Source organism: Enterobacter cloacae complex sp. P27C (assembly GCF_014895705.1).
Lineage (GTDB): Bacteria > Pseudomonadota > Gammaproteobacteria > Enterobacterales > Enterobacteriaceae > Enterobacter > Enterobacter bugandensis.
Genome location: NZ_JADBQB010000007.1, coordinates 70,813 through 88,789, shown reverse-complemented (window position 1 = coordinate 88,789; position 17,977 = coordinate 70,813). Strand labels below are relative to the sequence as shown.

Below are 17,977 nucleotides of genomic sequence, written 5' to 3'. Positions count from 1 at the left end.
CCTATAACATAAGCTTTATGTGAAAAACCGGCGCGGGCTTATTTCCCAACTTTACCGATCAAATCCATCATTTTCAGTTTCTGGTCAGTGGAAACCTTACGGGCTTCCAGCTCAATACCGCGAGCATTCAGCTTGTTGAACGCCTCGATATCTTTCGCATCAACTGAAATCGCGTTGTTGACCTGCGTTTTGCCCTGACGGAAAGCCATACCGCCGATGTTCACGGAGGTGATTTTCACGCCGCCTTCAACAATGCGCTCGACGTCTGTCGGGTTAGTAAACAGGAGCATCACGCGTTCACCCGCATATTTCGGGTTGTTGTAAACGCGGATCATCTTGGCGACATCCACCACGTGCGCGGTAACGCCCGGTGGTGCAACCTGAGTCAGAAGGGTTTTACGGACAGTGTCGGCGGCCACTTCGTCACTGACCACGATGATACGCTGTACGTTGGTCTCTTTGGTCCAGCGAGTCGCAACCTGTCCGTGAATCAGACGGTCATCAATACGCGCCAGGCCGATAACCATGTAATCGTTCGGTCCCATCGGTTTTGCCGGTGCCGCTGCTTTCGGTGCCGCCGCAGCCGGGGCAGGGGCGGGTTTTTCAACCGGCTGAGCCTTCAGGGCTTTCACCCCTTCGCGGCCGGTTTCAACGGCCAGCGCGACCAGCTCATCGAAGCCTGGGTTGTCGTCGCGCGCCATAAAGGTTTCCACCAGCATGGGAATGTTTACCCCGGCGACGACTTCATAATGCTCTTTATCGACGACAATGCGGCTGGCAGCATTAAACGGACTGCCGCCCCATGTATCGACGAGAAATAGCACGCCTTTGCTGGTATCCAGCTTCGCGAGTTGAGCGTTGTACTTCTCAATCAGCGTCTCGGCATTTTCACCGGGAACGAAATCGATCCAGCCGACGTTTTCCTGCTCGCCCAACAGCATCTCTGCCGTTTTGAGTAGCTGCTCAGCAGCCCAACCATGTGTGCCTATGACAATAGCAATGGTCACTTGCTACCTCCTTTTATTATCATTAATACGCCTGCCGGGCAGACGTACTGAGAATCGTATTGGCGAACCGAATCGATTCAGATAAGGGTTAGAGTTCAAAAAACTAAGACTTCCGCGAATTATTTTAGATAGTGAAAAAATAATTTATGTGATGAAGATCCGTAATTTAGCCACGCGTTACAGAATTATCTGTAGCGTATAGCCGCTGTGTTACAGAACTTTGCAAAGGAACGTAAATCTTTGCTAAAAACACAGTCTCTCTGATATGTTTAGCCTCCGTTTACTTGTTCAGGAGTATAGGGCTACAGCCCACTATATGGACCGTCACCGACGTCAGTCATCTACCAGGCCATTCCGCGCCTTTTTCACCGGCGAACCACGCCACGTATCAACTCTGTCTGCCTCTTATTTGCCCACGTTGAGTGGGGCACCGTTTTGTCATTCCTTTAGCAGGAGCTTGTCATGGAATTCTTAATGGACCCGTCAATCTGGGTGGGACTGCTCACGCTGGTCGTACTGGAGATCGTTCTCGGCATCGATAACCTGGTGTTTATCGCCATCCTTGCGGATAAGCTGCCGCCAAAACAGCGTGATAAAGCGCGTCTGATTGGGCTCTCGCTGGCGCTGGTCATGCGACTGGGGCTGCTCTCCGTGATCTCGTGGATGGTCACGCTGACCAAACCGCTGTTCTCCGTCATGGATTACACCTTCTCCGGCCGTGATTTGATCATGCTAATCGGGGGGATATTCCTGCTCTTCAAAGCGACAACAGAGCTGCATGAACGGCTGGAGAACCGGCAGCATGATGATGGTCACGGTAAGGGCTACGCCAGCTTCTGGGTCGTGGTGCTACAAATTGTGGTGCTGGATGCAGTCTTCTCGCTGGATGCGGTGATTACCGCGGTCGGTATGGTGAACCACCTGCCGGTGATGATGGCGGCTGTCGTAATTGCGATGGCGGTGATGCTGCTGGCCTCGAAACCGCTGACGCGCTTCGTCAACCAGCATCCGACGGTGGTCGTGCTCTGTCTGAGCTTCCTGCTGATGATTGGTTTGAGCCTGGTGGCGGAAGGTTTCGGCTTCCATATTCCGAAAGGCTACCTGTACGCCGCGATTGGCTTCTCGATCCTAATCGAACTGTTCAACCAGATTGCGCGCCGTAACTTTATTAAGCAGCAGTCAAATCAGCCGCTGCGCGCCCGTACGGCGGACGCCATTCTGCGCCTGATGGGCGGACGCCGTCAGGTGAACGTCCAGTCTGACCCTGAAAACCGTAACCCGGTGCCGGTTCCGGAAGGGGCGTTTGTGGAAGAAGAACGCTACATGATTAACGGCGTGCTCTCCCTGGCCTCCCGCTCGCTGCGCGGCATCATGACGCCGCGCGGGGAAATTAGCTGGGTCGATGCGAACCTGAGCGTAGATGAAATTCGTCAGCAATTGCTCTCATCTCCGCACAGCCTGTTCCCGGTGTGTCGCGGTGAACTGGATGAAATCATCGGCGTGGTTCGGGCGAAAGAGATGCTGGTGGCGCTGGAAGAGGGCGTCAACGTGGAGGCCATTGCAGCTTCGTCGCCAGCGATTGTCGTACCGGAAACGCTGGATCCGATCAATCTGCTGGGCGTATTGCGTCGCGCGCGCGGTAGCTTTGTTATCGTCACCAACGAGTTTGGTGTGGTACAGGGGCTGGTGACGCCGCTGGACGTGCTTGAAGCGATTGCCGGTGAATTCCCGGATGAAGACGAAACGCCTGAAATTGTGGCCGACGGCGAAGGCTGGCTGGTCAAAGGTGCGACCGACCTGCACGCGCTTTCGCATACGCTGGGGCTGGAAAACGTGGTTAACGATGAAGAAGACATCGCAACCGTGGCGGGGCTGGTTATCGCCGTAAACGGTCAGATCCCGCGCGTCGGGGATGTGATCGAGCTTCCTCCATTGCACATCACTATCGTTGAAGCTAACGACTACCGCGTCGATCTGGTCCGCATTGTTAAAGAACAGTCTGCACACGACGAAGACGAATAAGTCTGCTTAACGGGTACGATGTGCCCGTTACGATCTTCTGGCGGGGAAGATTTTCCCGCCAGCCATTGTGGCGTTACTACCGCGCCTGCTTCTCTCTCAACCCGTTCGCTATTTAGCCGCTGCCTGATGTCAGGCCGAGCGCGAGCAGCCGCGACCGTAAAAGTGTAGTGGGGAAAGAAGAAGGAGACGAGAATGAAGGGAGAAATTCGCCCATCCGTTGCGGATGGGCGAAAGAGAGGGATTAGTCGCACTGCACCTTAATGGCCAGACCGCCGCGCGACGTTTCACGGTACTTCGCGTTCATGTCTTTGCCGGTTTCGTACATGGTTTCGATAACCTTATCCAACGACACGCGTGGTTCGCTGGTACGGCGCATCGCCATGCGCGAGGCGTTAATCGCTTTGACGGAGGCAATCGCGTTACGCTCAATGCACGGCACCTGCACCTGGCCTGCGACCGGATCACAGGTCAGACCGAGGTTATGCTCCATGCCAATTTCCGCCGCCACGCAAACCTGTTCAGGGCTTGCGCCCAGCAGCTCGGCCAGACCGGCCGCCGCCATGGAGCAGGCCACGCCTACTTCACCCTGACAGCCCACTTCAGCGCCTGAAATGGACGCGTTCATCTTGTACAGCGCGCCGATAGCGCCTGCCGCGAGGAAATAACGGATATAAATATCCGGCGTCACAGGCTCGATAAAGTGATCGTAGTAGGCCAGCACCGCCGGAACGATCCCGCACGCGCCGTTGGTTGGCGCAGTCACGACGCGCCCCCCCGCGGCGTTCTCTTCGTTCACCGCCAGAGCAAACATGTTCACCCAGTCAACTACGTTCATCGGGTCGTTAGAGAATTTGTCCGTGGTCACCAGCATACGGCGCAGGGCAGAGGCACGACGCGGCACGCGCAGTGGCCCTGGCAGTACGCCTTCGGTGTTCATCCCGCGATCGATACAGGCGCGCATGGTTTGCCACACGTTGGCAAAATAGTCTTCGATCTCTTTTTTGCTGTGCAGCGCCAGCTCGTTCTGCATCACCATGCCGGACAGCGACAAACCGGTCTCTTTGCAGTAGCCCAGCATCTCGGTGGCCGATTTGAACGGATAGGGCACGTTCACGTCGCCCGCGCTCTCTTTACCGAAATGCTCTTCGTCAACGATGAAGCCACCGCCGATGGAGTAGTAGGTTTTGCTGTAGATCTCTTTTTCGCCGCTCCAGGCGTGGATAGTCATGCCGTTTTCATGCAGCGGCAGGTTGTCGCTGCGAAAACGCATGCCGTCATCCTGCGGGAAATCCACTTCGTGCTGACCGTTAGCCAGCAGCAGGCGACCGCGCGCTTCCACGTCGCGGATGAATGCCGGGATGGCATCAATATCAACAGTGTCCGGCATATTGCCCGCCAGACCCATAATAATGGCGATATCGGTGTGGTGGCCTTTACCCGTTAATGACAGTGAACCGTAAACGTCTACGGCGACACGGGTAACGCTTTCCAGTAATCCTTTTTCGACCAGATCATCGACGAACTGTTTACCGGCCTTCATCGGCCCTACAGTGTGGGAAGAAGAAGGACCAATCCCCACTTTGAACATGTCGAATATACTAATCACTTTCACACTCCTGACAGGGTTACCGGGGTTCCAGTAACGATGTTATAACTGCGCATAGTGTAAGAGGGAACACCAACCTCGGCTTAACTATTCACATGAATTAAACTAATGGTTAACGATGGGTTTTGCTAATAGCGCGACGCGGATCGCAAACCTGCAAAAAAGGCTGGAATGTAAAGTATAGTCAAGGCTTCAGGCCGATTTGTAGCGCCAGTTCACGAATGATGCCCGCCGTCATGCCCCAGACAAAATAATGCTGATACCAGGACAACCAGACCCGATGGTCGTGCCCCCGGCGATGGATATCCAGCGGATGATAGCGGCTTAGCCGGAGCGCCTCTTCAAGCGGCATCTCAAACACCGCAGAAACTTCGTCGACGCTGGCGTGATACTGAAGATTGGGGGGGATAATGCCGACGACCGGCGTGACCTGAAAGCCGGTCACGCTGTCGACGGGCGGCAGCACGCCGATGACTTCCACCGCGTCAGGCGGGATCGCCACCTCCTCCTGCGCTTCCCGCAGCGCGGCGGCAATCAGCGACGCATCGGTGCTGTCCACCGCCCCTCCCGGAAAGGCCACCTGACCGGCGTGTTTGCGCATATGCGGCGAACGCTGCGTAAGCAGCAGGCCCGGCTGTTCCCGGCGCACCACCGGGATCAGCACCGCCGCCTGACGCTGATTCAGCGTGGCGCGGTTGACCTGCGGCCGTAGCAGCTGAAAGCGCGACAGAAAATCATCCAGCGTCAGGTTCTCTTTCTCCACCGTTAGTTCTCCAGTTGCTTCAGGATGCGGTTCACCTTATCAAAGGTTTCCTGATATTCCGCCTCGACCTGGCTGTCCGCCACAATGCCGCCGCCCGCAGAACAGTACAGATTGCCGCCGCAGGCCGTCAGCGTGCGAATGGTAATGCTGGTATCCATGGTGCCGCACAGGCTGATATAGCCGATGCTGCCGCACCAGGCGTTGCGGCGGTGCGGTTCCAGTTCGTCGATGATTTCCATGGCGCGAATTTTTGGCGCACCGGTGATGGAGCCACCCGGGAACGCGGCCCGGAGCAGATCGCAGGCGGTGCGAGAGGCGGGCAGACGCGCGGTGATGGTACTGACCAGATGATGCACTGCCGGGAAAGGTTCGACGACGAACAGCTCCGGCACGCGCACGCTGCCTGGTTCGGCGACCCGGCCAATATCGTTACGCATCAGGTCGACAATCATCAGGTTTTCGGCGCGATCCTTCGGTGACCCGGCGAGTTTCTCCGCCTGCTGGCGATCGGCGTCCGGATCGGCAAGGCGCGGCAGCGTGCCTTTAATCGGGCGGGTCTGAATCGTCCCTTCCGCCAGATGGATAAAACGCTCCGGCGACAGGCTGAGGATGGCCCCCTGTTCCAGACGTACAAACGCGCTGAACGGAGCCCTGTTGCTGGCATTGAGACGGGTAAACGCCTGCCACTCGTCCCCCTGGTATGCTGCCTGGAAACGCTGGGCAAGGTTAACCTGATAGCAGTCGCCGCTTTGCAGATAGGCCTGCACGCGGGAGAATTTTTCCGCGTATTCCGGCGCGGTCATGTTCGAGCGCCAGCCGGAGGTCAGGGTGAACGCCTCAGCTGGAGCAGGCTGTTGTGCCTCAAGCCAGGCCAGACGCGCTTGCACGTCATCATGGCTCAGCAGGGAGACCCTTTTTTTCTGGTGGTCCACAATCAACGCCCAGTCATACAGCCCCACGGCCATGTCCGGCAGGGCAATATCCGCCTGCGCATGCTCGGGCAGCATTTCGAAGCGGCGACCCAAATCGTAGCCAAACAGGCCCAGCGCGCCGCCCTGGAAGGGCAGGTCCAGGTTAGGGGTAGCGGATAAGCCCAGCGCGTTGATTTCCTGCTGAAGCTGTATCAGCGGATCGTCCGTCGTCGACAGATCGTCGGTCGTGAGCGTCTTCAGCGGATCGGCCACCAGAATATCGAAGCGGCTGTACGGGTGATCCGCATGGCCGGAGTGCAGCAGCATGGCAAAGGGAAGATGGCTCAGACGGGCAAACCAGAACTCAGCGGCGTCAGCGCGCCAGGGTAAGGTAACAACAGTGGGGAAGCGCATGTTCATGTATGGCATACTACCGGGCAGCGTGAAATAATTAGCGCGAATAATTTAGCAGGAGTTGACGATGTTTGCAGGTTTACCTTCTCTGAGCCATGAACAGCAGCAGAAAGCGGTTGAGCGAATTCAGGAACTGATGTCCCAGGGGATGGGCAGCGGACAGGCGATTTCCCAGGTGGCGGAGGAGCTGCGCGCCACCCATACCGGCGAGCGGATCGTGGCGCGTTTTGAGGATGAAGATGAAGAGTAATCGGGCTTAAACCGCCGCGATAATTTTGATCTCAACCTTGTATTCCGGTTTCATCAGCGTGGCCTGTACGGTGCAGCGTACAGGCGCGTGACCCGCTACCACCCACGCATCCCAGGCTTTATTCATCGCCGCGAAATCGTCTTTATTTGCCAGGAAAATGGTCGCATCCAGAATGCGGGATTTATCGCTGCCCTGTTTTTCCAGCACGGCATCAATCTGCGCCAGGGTATTCGCCGTCTGTTCGAACGCATCCGCATCCAGATTTGACGGTACACCGGTGTAATACAGCGTCTGGTTATGGATCACCACATCAGACCAGCGGGCTTCGGCATCAATGCGCACAATTGTCATAAACGTTTCCTCGTTATTTTTCGTCGTCAGGCGGCAAGACTGCCATATTGTTCTGCCGTCGTCACTATTTGGGGTGGCACAGGAGAAGATGGGCTGACATAATCCCTGTGCAAAAATACAGTGAGAGAGCAACGTGGCAGACGATTTTTCCCCTGAAGGTCAATTAGCGCAGGCGATCCCCGGCTTCAAGCCCCGTGAGCCTCAGCGACAGATGGCGCACGCCGTTGCCCGCGCCATTGATCAGGCCCAGCCGCTGGTGGTTGAAGCCGGAACTGGCACGGGTAAGACCTATGCTTACCTTGCGCCGGCGCTGCGGGCGAAAAAGAAGGTGATAATTTCCACCGGATCGAAAGCGCTGCAGGATCAGCTCTACAGCCGCGACTTGCCCACGGTTGCGAAAGCGCTGAAATACAAAGGGCGTCTGGCCCTGCTGAAGGGACGCTCCAACTATCTCTGCCTGGAGCGACTCGAACAGCAGGCGCTGGCCGGCGGCGATCTGCCGGTACAAACCCTGAGCGACGTCATTATCCTGCGCGCCTGGGCGAACCAGACCGAAGAGGGCGATATCAGCACCTGCGCGAGCGTGCCGGAAGACTCCCCGGCCTGGCCGCTGGTGACCAGCACCAACGACAACTGCCTCGGCAGCGACTGCCCGCTGTATAAAGACTGTTTTGTGGTGAAAGCGCGCAAAACCGCGATGGACGCAGACGTGGTGGTGGTGAACCACCACCTGTTCCTCGCGGACATGGTGGTTAAGGACAGCGGTTTCGGCGAGCTTATCCCGGAGGCGGACGTGATGATCTTCGATGAAGCCCATCAGTTGCCGGATATCGCCAGCCAGTATTTCGGCCAGTCGCTCTCCAGCCGCCAGCTACAGGATCTGGCGAAAGATTTTACCATTGCCTACCGGACCGAACTCAAAGATACCCAGCAGCTGCAGAAGTGTGCCGACCGTCTGGCGCAAAGCGCGCAGGATTTCCGCTTACAGCTTGGCGAGCCGGGCTATCGCGGCAACCTGCGCGAACTGCTGGCGGACAAAAATATCCAGCGCGCGCTGCTGCTGCTCGATGATGCACTTGAGCTCTGCTACGACGTGGCGAAGCTGTCCCTTGGACGCTCCGCGCTGCTTGACGCCGCCTTCGAACGCGCAACGCTCTATCGCGGGCGGCTCAAACGGCTAAAAGAGATCAACCAGCCGGGGTACAGCTACTGGTATGAATGCACCTCGCGCCACTTTACCCTGGCGCTCACGCCGCTGACGGTGGCCGATAAATTCAAAGAGGTGATGGCGCAGAAGCCGGGAAGCTGGATCTTCACTTCCGCAACCCTGTCTGTAAATGACGATCTGCACCACTTCACCGAGCGCCTCGGCATTGAGCAGGCGGAATCACTGCTGCTGCCCAGCCCGTTTGATTACGAAAAGCAGGCCCTGCTCTGCGTGCCACGCAATCTCCCGCTGCCGAACCAGCCGGGGGCGGCGCGGCATCTCGCGGCGATGCTCAAGCCGATGATTGAGGCCAACAACGGGCGCTGCTTTATGCTCTGCACCTCACACGCCATGATGCGCGATCTCGCCGAGCAGTTTCGTGCCACCATGACCCTCCCGGTGCTGCTGCAGGGGGAAACCAGTAAAGGCCAGCTGCTCCAGCAGTTTGTCAGCGCCGGTAACGCCCTGCTGGTGGCAACCAGCAGCTTCTGGGAAGGGGTGGACGTGCGCGGCGACACGCTCTCGCTGGTGATCATCGATAAGCTGCCGTTCACGTCGCCGGACGATCCGCTGCTCAAGGCGCGGATGGAAGACTGCCGCCTGCGCGGCGGCGATCCGTTCGACGACGTTCAACTACCGGACGCGGTCATCACGCTTAAGCAGGGGGTAGGGCGACTGATCCGTGACGTCACCGACCGCGGCGTGCTGGTGATCTGCGATAACCGCCTGGTGATGCGTCCTTACGGCGCAACGTTCCTCGCCAGCCTGCCGCCCGCCCCGCGTACGCGGGACATTAAACGCGCGGTGCGTTTCCTGGCAAACCCAACGGCGGAGTAATTCGCTCCGGAGTGTGCTAAGATGCGCGCCATTTTGTGACTGACCCTTGCGAGAGCGCGACGACTGATGCGAATTCTGGCTATTGATACCGCGACAGAGGCTTGCTCTGTTGCTCTGTTAAACGACGGTGCTGTTTCTGCTCATTTCGAAGAGTGTCCACGGGAACACACCCAGCGTATTCTGCCCCTGGTAAAAGCCATTTTAACCCAGGGCAACACCACCTTAACCGACCTCGACGCGCTGGCCTTTGGCCGCGGCCCCGGCAGCTTTACGGGCGTGCGCATTGGGATTGGCATCGCGCAGGGGCTGGCGCTGGGCGCTGACCTGCCGATGATCGGCGTCTCTACGCTTGCGACGATGGCGGAGGGAGCCTGGCGCATGACGGGCGCGACCCGCGTGCTCGCCGCTATTGACGCTCGCATGGGTGAAGTTTACTGGGCGGAATATACCCGCGATGAAAACGGCGTGTGGCACGGCGAAGAGACGGAAGCAGTGCTTAAGCCTGAAGCCGTTACTGAACGCCTGAAGCAGCTGTCCGGCGAGTGGGCGACGGTCGGCACGGGCTGGCCGGCGTGGCCAGAGATGGCGAGCGGCACCGGCGTGACGCTGGTGGACGGCAACATGCTCCTGCCTGCGGCGGAAGATATGCTCCCGATTGCCCGTCAACTGCTTGCAGCAGGAAAAACCGTTGCCGTTGAACATGCGGAGCCGGTTTATTTGCGAAACACCGTCGCGTGGAAGAAACTTCCGGGCCGCGAATGAATCTCAGTAACAGGAACTGAGAAAAAGGAGTCGCATCATGGCGGTTCAGACTAAAGTAGTACGCCTTTTTATGGCAGGCGCGGTTGCCATAGCACTGAGCGGTTGCGTAACCGTACCTGATGCGATCAAGGGCAGCAGCCCGACGCCACAGCAGGATCTGGTTCGGGTAATGAATGCGCCCGAGCTTTACGTCGGCCAGGAAGCCCGCTTCGGTGGGAAAGTGATCGACGTGCAGAACCAGCAGGGGAAAACCCGTCTGGAAATTGCCACGGTACCGCTCGACAGCGGCGCGCGTCCCGTACTCGGTGAAGCCTCTCGCGGGCGTATCTATGCCGACGTTAGTGGTTTCCTCGACCCGGTCGATTTTCGCGGACAGCTGGTAACCGTTGTCGGGCCGATTACCGGTTCGGTGCAGGGCAAAATCGGCAACACCCCGTACAAATTTATGACCATGCAGGTGAACGGCTATAAGCGCTGGCGTATCGCCCAGCAGGTGGTGATGCCGGCTCAGCCAATCGACCCGTGGATGTGGGGTCCACATCCTTATCGTTACGGTTATCCGGGATGGGGCTGGTATAACCCGGGCCCTGCACAGGTGCAAACGATCGTAACTGAGTAACTTACTGTTATTGTTAAGAAAGAGACAGCGGCTCAGCCGCTGTCTCTGTTTTTTTACGGATAAAACGAAAAAAAAGAGTGACGCGCTTCGCAACCTGCAATCTGAACAATTAATAAACTGGTACGCTGAGTTAATATAATGTTAACAAACTGTTTATTATCGGGGCTGTGATGACGACGAACACTCATTTCAGAGGTGATGCATTGCAAAAGGTTTGGCTTAACCGTTATCCCGCAGATGTGCCTGCGGAGATCAATCCTGACCGTTATCAATCCCTGGTGGAATTATTTGAGCACTCGGTAAGACGTTACGCAGACCAGCCCGCGTTTGTGAATATGGGCGAGGTGATGACGTTCCGTAAGCTTGAGGAGCGTAGCCGGGCGTTTGCGGCTTATCTGCAGGAAGGACTTGGGCTGCAAAAAGGGGATCGCGTCGCGCTGATGATGCCGAACCTGCTGCAATACCCGGTGGCGCTGTTTGGCATCCTGCGTGCCGGGATGATTGTGGTCAACGTTAACCCGCTTTACACGCCGCGCGAGCTGGAACATCAGCTGAACGACAGCGGGGCGGTGGCGATTGTCATTGTTTCTAACTTTGCCCATACCCTGGAAAAAGTGGTCGACAAAACCCAGGTGAAGCACGTCATCCTGACGCGCATGGGCGATCAGCTTTCCACCGCCAAAGGGACGCTGGTTAACTTTGTCGTTAAATACGTCAAACGTCTGGTACCAAAATACCACCTGCCGGATGCTATCTCCTTCCGCCGCGCGCTGCATGCGGGCTATCGCATGCAGTACGTCAAGCCTGAAGTCGTCTCCGAAGACCTGGCCTTCCTGCAATACACGGGCGGCACCACCGGCGTGGCCAAAGGGGCGATGCTGACCCACCGCAACATGCTGGCGAACCTTGAGCAGGTTAATGCCACCTACGGGCCGCTGCTGCATCCGGGTAAAGAGCTGGTAATCACCGCGCTGCCGCTGTATCACATCTTCGCGCTGACCATGAACTGCCTGCTGTTTATCGAGCTGGGCGGGCAAAACGTATTGATCACCAACCCGCGCGATATCCCGGGTCTGGTGAAAGAGCTGGTAAAATACCCGTTTACCGCCATGACCGGGGTGAACACCCTGTTTAACGCGCTGCTTAACAACAAAGAGTTCCAGCAGCTTGATTTCTCCACGCTCCATCTCTCCGCGGGCGGCGGCATGCCGGTTCAGCAGGCGGTGGCCGAGCGCTGGGTGAAGCTAACCGGGCAATATCTGCTGGAAGGCTACGGCCTGACGGAGTGTGCCCCGCTGGTGAGCGTCAACCCGCACGATATCGACTACCACAGCGGCAGCATCGGCCTGCCGGTCCCGTCGACGGAAGCAAAGCTGGTGGATGATGAGGATAACGAAGTGCCTCACGGCGAGCCGGGCGAACTGTGCGTCAGAGGGCCGCAGGTAATGCTGGGTTACTGGCAGCGTCCTGATGCGACCGACGAAATCATTAAAGACGGCTGGCTTCACACCGGCGATATTGCGGTGATGGATGACGAAGGCTTCCTGCGCATCGTCGATCGCAAAAAAGATATGATCCTGGTCTCCGGCTTCAACGTCTATCCGAACGAAATCGAAGACGTGGTGATGCAGCACAGCGGCGTGCTGGAAGTGGCGGCGGTGGGCGTTCCTTCCGGCAGTAGCGGTGAAGCGGTGAAGATATTTGTGGTCAAGAAAGATCCTTCTCTTACCGAGGAAGCGCTGATAACGTTTTGTCGCCGTCAGCTGACGGGCTATAAGGTGCCGAAGCTGGTGGAATTCCGCGATGAGCTGCCGAAATCCAATGTCGGGAAGATATTACGACGAGAATTACGTGACGAAGCCCGTGCCAAAGTAGACAATAAGGCCTGAGCTTCACGTTAATCGCCCAGACGCCGGTTAAGCCGGCGTTTTTTATGGGCGCAAACAAAAGAGAATCCGATTTGAATTACCAGATGATCACGACCAACGACGAGCTGGCTTCGCTGTGCGAAGTGACGCGCGACTTTCCTGCCATCGCTCTGGATACCGAGTTTGTCCGTACTCGCACCTATTATCCACAGCTGGGTTTGATACAGATGTACGACGGTAAGAACGTCTCGCTGATCGACCCGCTCGGCATTACCGACTGGGCGCCGATGCGTGACCTGCTGCTGGATACTGCGGTAACGAAATATCTGCACGCGGGCAGTGAAGATCTGGAAGTCTTTCTTAACACCTTTGGCATCATGCCTCAGCCGCTGATTGATACGCAGATCCTCGCGGCGTTCAGCGGTCGTCCGCTGTCGTGGGGCTTTGCCGCCATGGTGGAGGAGTACACGGGCCTGACGCTGGATAAAAGTGAATCCCGTACCGACTGGCTGGCGCGTCCGCTTACCGAGCGTCAGCTGGAATATGCGGCGGCAGACGTGTTTTACCTGCTGCCGATTGCCGGACAGCTGATGAAAGAGGCGGAAGCCTCCGGCTGGCTGTCTGCCGCGCTGGACGAGTGCCGTATGACGCAGCAGCGTCGCCAGGAAGTGGTTGACCCGAAAGAGGCCTGGCGTGATATCACCAACGCCTGGCAGCTTCGCACGCGTCAGCTGGCCTGCCTGCAGCTGTTAGCGGACTGGCGTTTGCGTAAAGCGCGTGAGCGCGATCTGGCCGTGAATTTTGTGGTGCGTGAAGAGCATCTCTGGGCGGTCGCGCGCTATATGCCGGGCAGCCTGGGCGAGCTGGACAGCATTGGCCTTTCCGGCAGCGAGATCCGTTTCCATGGTAAAACCCTGCTGGCGCTGGTCGCCAAAGCGCAGGCGCTGCCGGAGGATGCACTGCCTGAGACGCTGCTGAATCTCATGGATATGCCGGGCTATCGTAAAGCATTCAAGGATATCAAAGCGCTGGTGCAGGATGTCGCAACGGAAAGCAAGCTGAGCGCTGAACTGCTGGCGTCACGCAGACAGATTAACCAGCTGCTGAACTGGCACTGGAAGCTGAAACCGCAGAATGGCGTGCCGGAACTGATGGCTGGCTGGCGCGGGGTATTGATGGCCGATCGCCTGAATACCTTGCTGGAAGGTTATCCGCGATAAAAATATGCCGGGCGATATACCCGGCATATTCTCCCCGGTGGCGCTGCGCTTACCGGGGCTACGACACCAGGAACCTACGGACGCGACTCTTCCGCTTCCGGAAGCGTTACGTTCAGCTCCAGAATCGAAATATCCCCGTCTTTTTGCTCCAGCTGTACGGTGACCATCTCCGGGTCAATCTGCACATACTTACAGATCACTTCCAGGATGTCCTTGCGCAGCTGCGGCAGGTAGTGAGGCTCGGCGTCGCTACGACGACGCTCCGCAACGATAATTTGCAGGCGTTCTTTTGCGATGTTGGCGGTGCTTTTTTTCCGCGAGAGAAAAAAGTCCAGTAATGCCATAACTTATCCTCCGAACAGGCGTTTGAGGAAACCTTTCTTCTCTTCTTCAATGAAGCGGAAAGGACGTTCTTCTCCCAGCAGACGGTCAACGGTATCGGCGTAAGCTTTACCTGCATCTGCCGTTGTATCAAGGATCACGGGCTCGCCCTGGTTAGAGGCGCGTAACACGGACTGGTCTTCCGGGATAACGCCAACCAGTTTAATGCGCAGGATCTCCAGCACGTCTTCCATGCTCAGCATGTCACCTTTGTTTACGCGACCCGGGTTATAGCGGGTCAGCAGCAGGTGCTCTTTGATCGGATCCTGGCCATTTTCCGCACGGCGGGATTTGGAGGCCAGAATACCGAGAATACGGTCGGAGTCACGCACGGAGGAGACTTCCGGGTTGGTGGTGATGATCGCTTCATCAGCAAAGTAGAGCGCCATCAGGGCACCGGTTTCAATGCCGGCAGGGGAGTCACAGACGATGAAGTCGAACTCCATTTTTTTCAGCTCGTCGAGCACCTTTTCCACGCCTTCACGGGTCAGGGCATCTTTATCACGCGTCTGAGAAGCCGGAAGAATGAAGAGGTTCTCGGTGCGCTTGTCTTTAATCAGCGCCTGGTTCAGCGTGGCATCGCCCTGAATGACGTTCACGAAGTCATATACGACGCGACGCTCACATCCCATGATGAGGTCGAGGTTACGCAGACCGATATCGAAGTCGATAACGACGGTTTTCTTTCCCTTCTGGGCCAAACCAGTAGCGATGGCCGCGCTGGAGGTGGTCTTGCCAACGCCTCCTTTACCCGAAGTAACAACAATAATGCGTGCCATAGAAATTCCTTGTTAAAAAGGGATTAATTCAACGGTTGAACGGTCAACGCGTCGTCTGCCAGAAGCAGGCGAGCCGCTTTGCCATAAAATTCGGCTGGGATCTTGTCGCTCAGCCAATATTCACCTGCGATGGACACCAGTTCCGCCGTCAGGTGAGTACAAAATATTTGCGCGTCCCGATCGCCACTTGCACCCGCGAGCGCACGTCCACGCATCATACCGTAAACGTGAATATTGCCATCTGCAATAAGCTCTGCGCCAGCGCTGACGTGGCTTGTAACAATTAGATCACAGTTTGGCGCATAAATGCGCTGACCGGAACGAACCGGCACATCAATCATTCGCGTTTTTGTGAGAGCGGTAACGTTTTGCGCCGCAGGAGGGGGCGTTTGTACGGCAGCGGGTGCTGCACGTGGGGTTTTTTCTTTGCCTTCATTAAGAAGAGGCAGCCCCGCACGGTCGATTTCCGCTTTCAACTCGGGATCTTTGCAGCCGCTGATGCCGACAATACGCAGCCCGGTAGAGGAGACCGCCTGCTGGAGACGTGTCCAGTTAACCGGCGCCTCAAGACCGCTGACGTTGATGACGACGGGGGCGTGCTTCAGAAAGGCGGGAGCCTGGGCGATTTTGTCTTCTAACGCCTGACGAATAACCTCGGGTTTTGCATCATGCAAATGAACCACTGATAAGGTGAAGCTACTGCCTTTAAGCTCGATGGGCGTGTTTGACATCCTGGCCTTACTCAATTTGCTATTAACCGCAACCATTCGCTGCGATATTCCGAAGAGTATCAGGCATGTTATAGTCAGGAGTATATTGAGGCAAGCAACCACCCATTAATTCAGAGTAAAAACATGTTTTGTGTGATCTACAGAAGTACAAGCCGTGACCAGACCTATCTTTATGTCGAAAAGAAAGACGATTTTTCACGCGTGCCGGAAGAATTAATGAAGAACTTTGGCCGACCACAGCTGGCGATGCTGCTGCCGCTGGACGGCCGTAAGAAACTGGTGAATGCCGATCTGGAAAAAGTGAAAACGGCATTAGCCGAGCAGGGCTATTATTTACAGCTTCCACCGCCGCCTGAGAATTTATTAAAACAGCACCTCGAGGCGTCCGGGAAAAAATAGCCTCAGCTGTTTTCGGGCATAACACATCAACCGATTAGGGGTCGAGCATGTATCAACATCATAACTGGCAAGGTGCATTACTGGATTATCCCGTCAGCAAAGTGGTCTGCGTGGGCAGCAACTATGCGAAGCATATTCAGGAGATGGGCAGCGCAACCCCAGAAGAGCCGGTCCTGTTTATTAAGCCCGAGACGGCGCTATGCGACATCCGCCAGCCGCTGGCGCTGCCGCAGGGGCTGGGGTCGGTACATCACGAAGTAGAGCTTGCCGTGCTGATCGGCGCCACGCTGCGCCAGGCTTCCGAAGAGCATGTCGAGAAAGCGATTGCCGGCTACGGCGTGGCGCTGGATCTGACCCTGCGCGACGTGCAGGGCAAAATGAAGAAGGCAGGGCAGCCGTGGGAAAAAGCCAAAGGCTTTGATAACGCATGTCCGATTTCAGGGTTTGTTCCGGTGAATGAATTTACCAACGATCCGCAGGACACTCCGCTCAGCCTGAAGGTTAACGGCGAGATCCGCCAGCAGGGCACCACGGCAGATATGATCCACAAGATCGTGCCGCTGATCGCCTACATGAGCCGTTTCTTCACCCTGAAGCCGGGCGATGTGATCCTCACCGGCACGCCGGAAGGCGTGGGCCCGCTCGCCAGCGGCGATGAGCTTGAGGTCGGTTTTAACGGTCTGTCGCTAAAAACCCGCGTGCTGTAACCGCATCTTGCCGCCTGCAAAGGGCGGCAAAACTTGCAACCACGTGCCAGACTCGTTATAAGGTGCGCTTTCTTTTGACGTGTGGACATCCTGATGAACGACATTCCTTTCTGGCAAAGCAAAACTCTTGACCAAATGACCGACGCGGAGTGGGAATCGTTGTGCGACGGCTGCGGGCAGTGCTGCCTGCACAAGTTGATGGATGAAGACTCCGATGAGATCTATTTCACCAACGTCGCCTGCAGGCAGCTGAACATTAAAACCTGCCAGTGCCGCAACTACGAACGCCGCTTCGAGTTCGAGCCGGACTGCATCAAGCTCACCCGTGAAAATCTGCCGACTTTTGAGTGGCTGCCGCACACCTGCGCGTATCGCCTGCTGGCGGAAGGGAAAGATCTACCGGCCTGGCATCCTCTGCTGACCGGTTCAAAAGCGGCGATGCACGGCGAGCGTATCTCGGTACGCCACATTGCGGTGAAGGAGTCCGAGGTACGGGACTGGGAAGATCACATCATGAATCACCCTAATCGGTGATAATAAAAAACCCGCCGGGGCGGGTTTTTGCTTTTACCTTCCAAACAAATCGCGTTTCTTCGGTTTGAACGGCTGAGCGATCAGCACCAGCAGCGCCACGACGAAGTAGGCCACAAAAATGCCCACCAGCCACTGCGGCATCTCCAGCGTCAGGAATTCCCACTGACGTACGGAGCAGTCACCGGATGCGACAAACACCTGCGGAAGCCACTTATCCAGCGGCAACCAGCTCGGGAAGCGGGCGGCGAAATCACAGGTCATAAACGGTGACGGATGCAGCTGCATCATGGTGTGCTGCCAGGAAAGCTCAATACCTTTCCAGGCGCTGTACAGCCAGATGGCAATACCCACATAGCGCAACGGCGTTTTTGGGGCAATTGCGCCCACCAGGCCTGCACCCATAATGCCGAACAGCGCGCAGCGCTCGTAGATGCACAGCACGCAGGGCTTGAGTCCCATCACGTGCTGGAACCACAGCGCAACCATTTCCAGCGCAAAGGCGGTCAGGGCCATCAACAACCACGCTCCGCGACCGCGGGAGCACTGGTTTAAAAATCTCAACATAATCATTTCCCTGGAACATGCTTAGAAAGCGCAGTGTAAACGAAT

Annotated in this window: 19 protein-coding genes; 10 read left to right on the top strand and 9 right to left on the bottom strand. The window is 56.8% G+C overall.

The annotated features are described in order from the left end of the window. Positions 1-38 precede the first annotated feature (38 nt). Positions 39-1,007, bottom strand: coding sequence for a PTS mannose transporter subunit IIAB (gene manX, locus IM291_RS15725; protein ID WP_028013533.1), 969 nt, complete (start codon positions 1,005-1,007; stop codon positions 39-41). Positions 1,008-1,469: 462 nt separating this feature from the next. On the opposite strand from manX, the gene yoaE reads away from it, so the two are divergent. Continuing rightward, the gene (gene yoaE, locus IM291_RS15720) at positions 1,470-3,029 is read left to right on the top strand and encodes a CNNM family cation transport protein YoaE (RefSeq protein WP_028013532.1); all 1,560 of its coding nucleotides are present in this window, start codon (positions 1,470-1,472) and stop codon (positions 3,027-3,029) included. A 241-nt stretch (positions 3,030-3,270) separates the two neighbouring features. Here yoaE and sdaA read toward each other — a convergent pair whose 3' ends face one another. The 3 genes from sdaA to pabB form a co-directional block, all read right to left on the bottom strand. Beyond that, positions 3,271-4,635 carry an L-serine ammonia-lyase gene (sdaA, locus tag IM291_RS15715; protein WP_028013531.1) on the bottom strand — a complete coding sequence of 455 codons (1,365 nt, stop codon included), beginning with the start codon at positions 4,633-4,635 and terminating at the stop codon, positions 3,271-3,273. 184 nt (positions 4,636-4,819) lie between these two features. Continuing rightward, positions 4,820-5,398: a CoA pyrophosphatase gene (locus tag IM291_RS15710; RefSeq protein ID WP_028013530.1), complete on the bottom strand. Its 579-nt coding sequence runs from the start codon at positions 5,396-5,398 to the stop codon at positions 4,820-4,822. Between the two features lie 2 nt (positions 5,399-5,400). Continuing rightward, on the bottom strand, positions 5,401-6,729 hold the full coding sequence (pabB, locus tag IM291_RS15705) for an aminodeoxychorismate synthase component 1 (protein ID WP_192987331.1): 1,329 nt from the start codon (positions 6,727-6,729) through the stop codon (positions 5,401-5,403). A 61-nt stretch (positions 6,730-6,790) separates the two neighbouring features. Between pabB and IM291_RS15700 the strand changes: the two genes are divergently transcribed. Further along, positions 6,791-6,973 carry a YoaH family protein gene (locus tag IM291_RS15700; protein WP_192987269.1) on the top strand — a complete coding sequence of 61 codons (183 nt, stop codon included), beginning with the start codon at positions 6,791-6,793 and terminating at the stop codon, positions 6,971-6,973. A gap of 6 nt (positions 6,974-6,979) precedes the next feature. Here IM291_RS15700 and IM291_RS15695 read toward each other — a convergent pair whose 3' ends face one another. Then, positions 6,980-7,324, bottom strand: coding sequence for a RidA family protein (locus IM291_RS15695; RefSeq protein ID WP_028013528.1), 345 nt, complete (start codon positions 7,322-7,324; stop codon positions 6,980-6,982). A gap of 133 nt (positions 7,325-7,457) precedes the next feature. Here IM291_RS15695 and IM291_RS15690 point away from each other — a divergent pair, with 133 nt between their 5' ends. The 5 genes from IM291_RS15690 (at position 7,458) to rnd (ending at position 13,837) form a co-directional block, all read left to right on the top strand. Then, positions 7,458-9,368: an ATP-dependent DNA helicase gene (locus IM291_RS15690; protein WP_045260293.1), complete on the top strand. Its 1,911-nt coding sequence runs from the start codon at positions 7,458-7,460 to the stop codon at positions 9,366-9,368. Between the two features lie 66 nt (positions 9,369-9,434). After that, on the top strand, positions 9,435-10,130 hold the full coding sequence (gene tsaB, locus IM291_RS15685) for a tRNA (adenosine(37)-N6)-threonylcarbamoyltransferase complex dimerization subunit type 1 TsaB (protein WP_047367799.1): 696 nt from the start codon (positions 9,435-9,437) through the stop codon (positions 10,128-10,130). A 37-nt stretch (positions 10,131-10,167) separates the two neighbouring features. Next, positions 10,168-10,749 (top strand): Slp family lipoprotein, encoded by a 582-nt coding sequence (locus IM291_RS15680; RefSeq protein ID WP_048998674.1) that lies wholly within the window; start codon positions 10,168-10,170, stop codon positions 10,747-10,749. A gap of 203 nt (positions 10,750-10,952) precedes the next feature. Then, the gene (fadD, locus tag IM291_RS15675; RefSeq protein ID WP_192987268.1) at positions 10,953-12,638 is read left to right on the top strand and encodes a long-chain-fatty-acid--CoA ligase FadD; all 1,686 of its coding nucleotides are present in this window, start codon (positions 10,953-10,955) and stop codon (positions 12,636-12,638) included. Positions 12,639-12,709: 71 nt separating this feature from the next. Continuing rightward, the gene (rnd, locus tag IM291_RS15670; RefSeq protein WP_192987330.1) at positions 12,710-13,837 is read left to right on the top strand and encodes a ribonuclease D; all 1,128 of its coding nucleotides are present in this window, start codon (positions 12,710-12,712) and stop codon (positions 13,835-13,837) included. Positions 13,838-13,911: 74 nt separating this feature from the next. Here rnd and minE read toward each other — a convergent pair whose 3' ends face one another. The 3 genes from minE to minC are packed head-to-tail and all read right to left on the bottom strand — an operon-like array spanning position 13,912 to position 15,728. Then, complete coding sequence (gene minE / locus IM291_RS15665) at positions 13,912-14,181, bottom strand: cell division topological specificity factor MinE (protein WP_010432714.1); 270 nt, start codon at positions 14,179-14,181, stop codon at positions 13,912-13,914. A 3-nt stretch (positions 14,182-14,184) separates the two neighbouring features. Continuing rightward, positions 14,185-14,997 (bottom strand): septum site-determining protein MinD, encoded by an 813-nt coding sequence (minD, locus tag IM291_RS15660; RefSeq protein ID WP_028013522.1) that lies wholly within the window; start codon positions 14,995-14,997, stop codon positions 14,185-14,187. A 23-nt stretch (positions 14,998-15,020) separates the two neighbouring features. Further along, positions 15,021-15,728, bottom strand: coding sequence for a septum site-determining protein MinC (minC, locus tag IM291_RS15655; protein WP_028013521.1), 708 nt, complete (start codon positions 15,726-15,728; stop codon positions 15,021-15,023). Between the two features lie 123 nt (positions 15,729-15,851). Here minC and IM291_RS15650 point away from each other — a divergent pair, with 123 nt between their 5' ends. The 3 genes from IM291_RS15650 to IM291_RS15640 all read left to right on the top strand — a co-directional run bounded on the left by IM291_RS15650 (position 15,852) and on the right by IM291_RS15640 (position 17,368). Beyond that, positions 15,852-16,127, top strand: coding sequence for a YcgL domain-containing protein (locus IM291_RS15650; protein ID WP_041909499.1), 276 nt, complete (start codon positions 15,852-15,854; stop codon positions 16,125-16,127). A 47-nt stretch (positions 16,128-16,174) separates the two neighbouring features. Further along, on the top strand, positions 16,175-16,834 hold the full coding sequence (locus IM291_RS15645) for a fumarylacetoacetate hydrolase family protein (RefSeq protein ID WP_028013519.1): 660 nt from the start codon (positions 16,175-16,177) through the stop codon (positions 16,832-16,834). Positions 16,835-16,927: 93 nt separating this feature from the next. Further along, positions 16,928-17,368: a YcgN family cysteine cluster protein gene (locus IM291_RS15640; RefSeq protein WP_028013518.1), complete on the top strand. Its 441-nt coding sequence runs from the start codon at positions 16,928-16,930 to the stop codon at positions 17,366-17,368. Between the two features lie 33 nt (positions 17,369-17,401). Here IM291_RS15640 and dsbB read toward each other — a convergent pair whose 3' ends face one another. Further along, positions 17,402-17,932, bottom strand: coding sequence for a disulfide bond formation protein DsbB (gene dsbB, locus IM291_RS15635; protein ID WP_028013517.1), 531 nt, complete (start codon positions 17,930-17,932; stop codon positions 17,402-17,404). Positions 17,933-17,977: the final 45 nt, after the last annotated feature.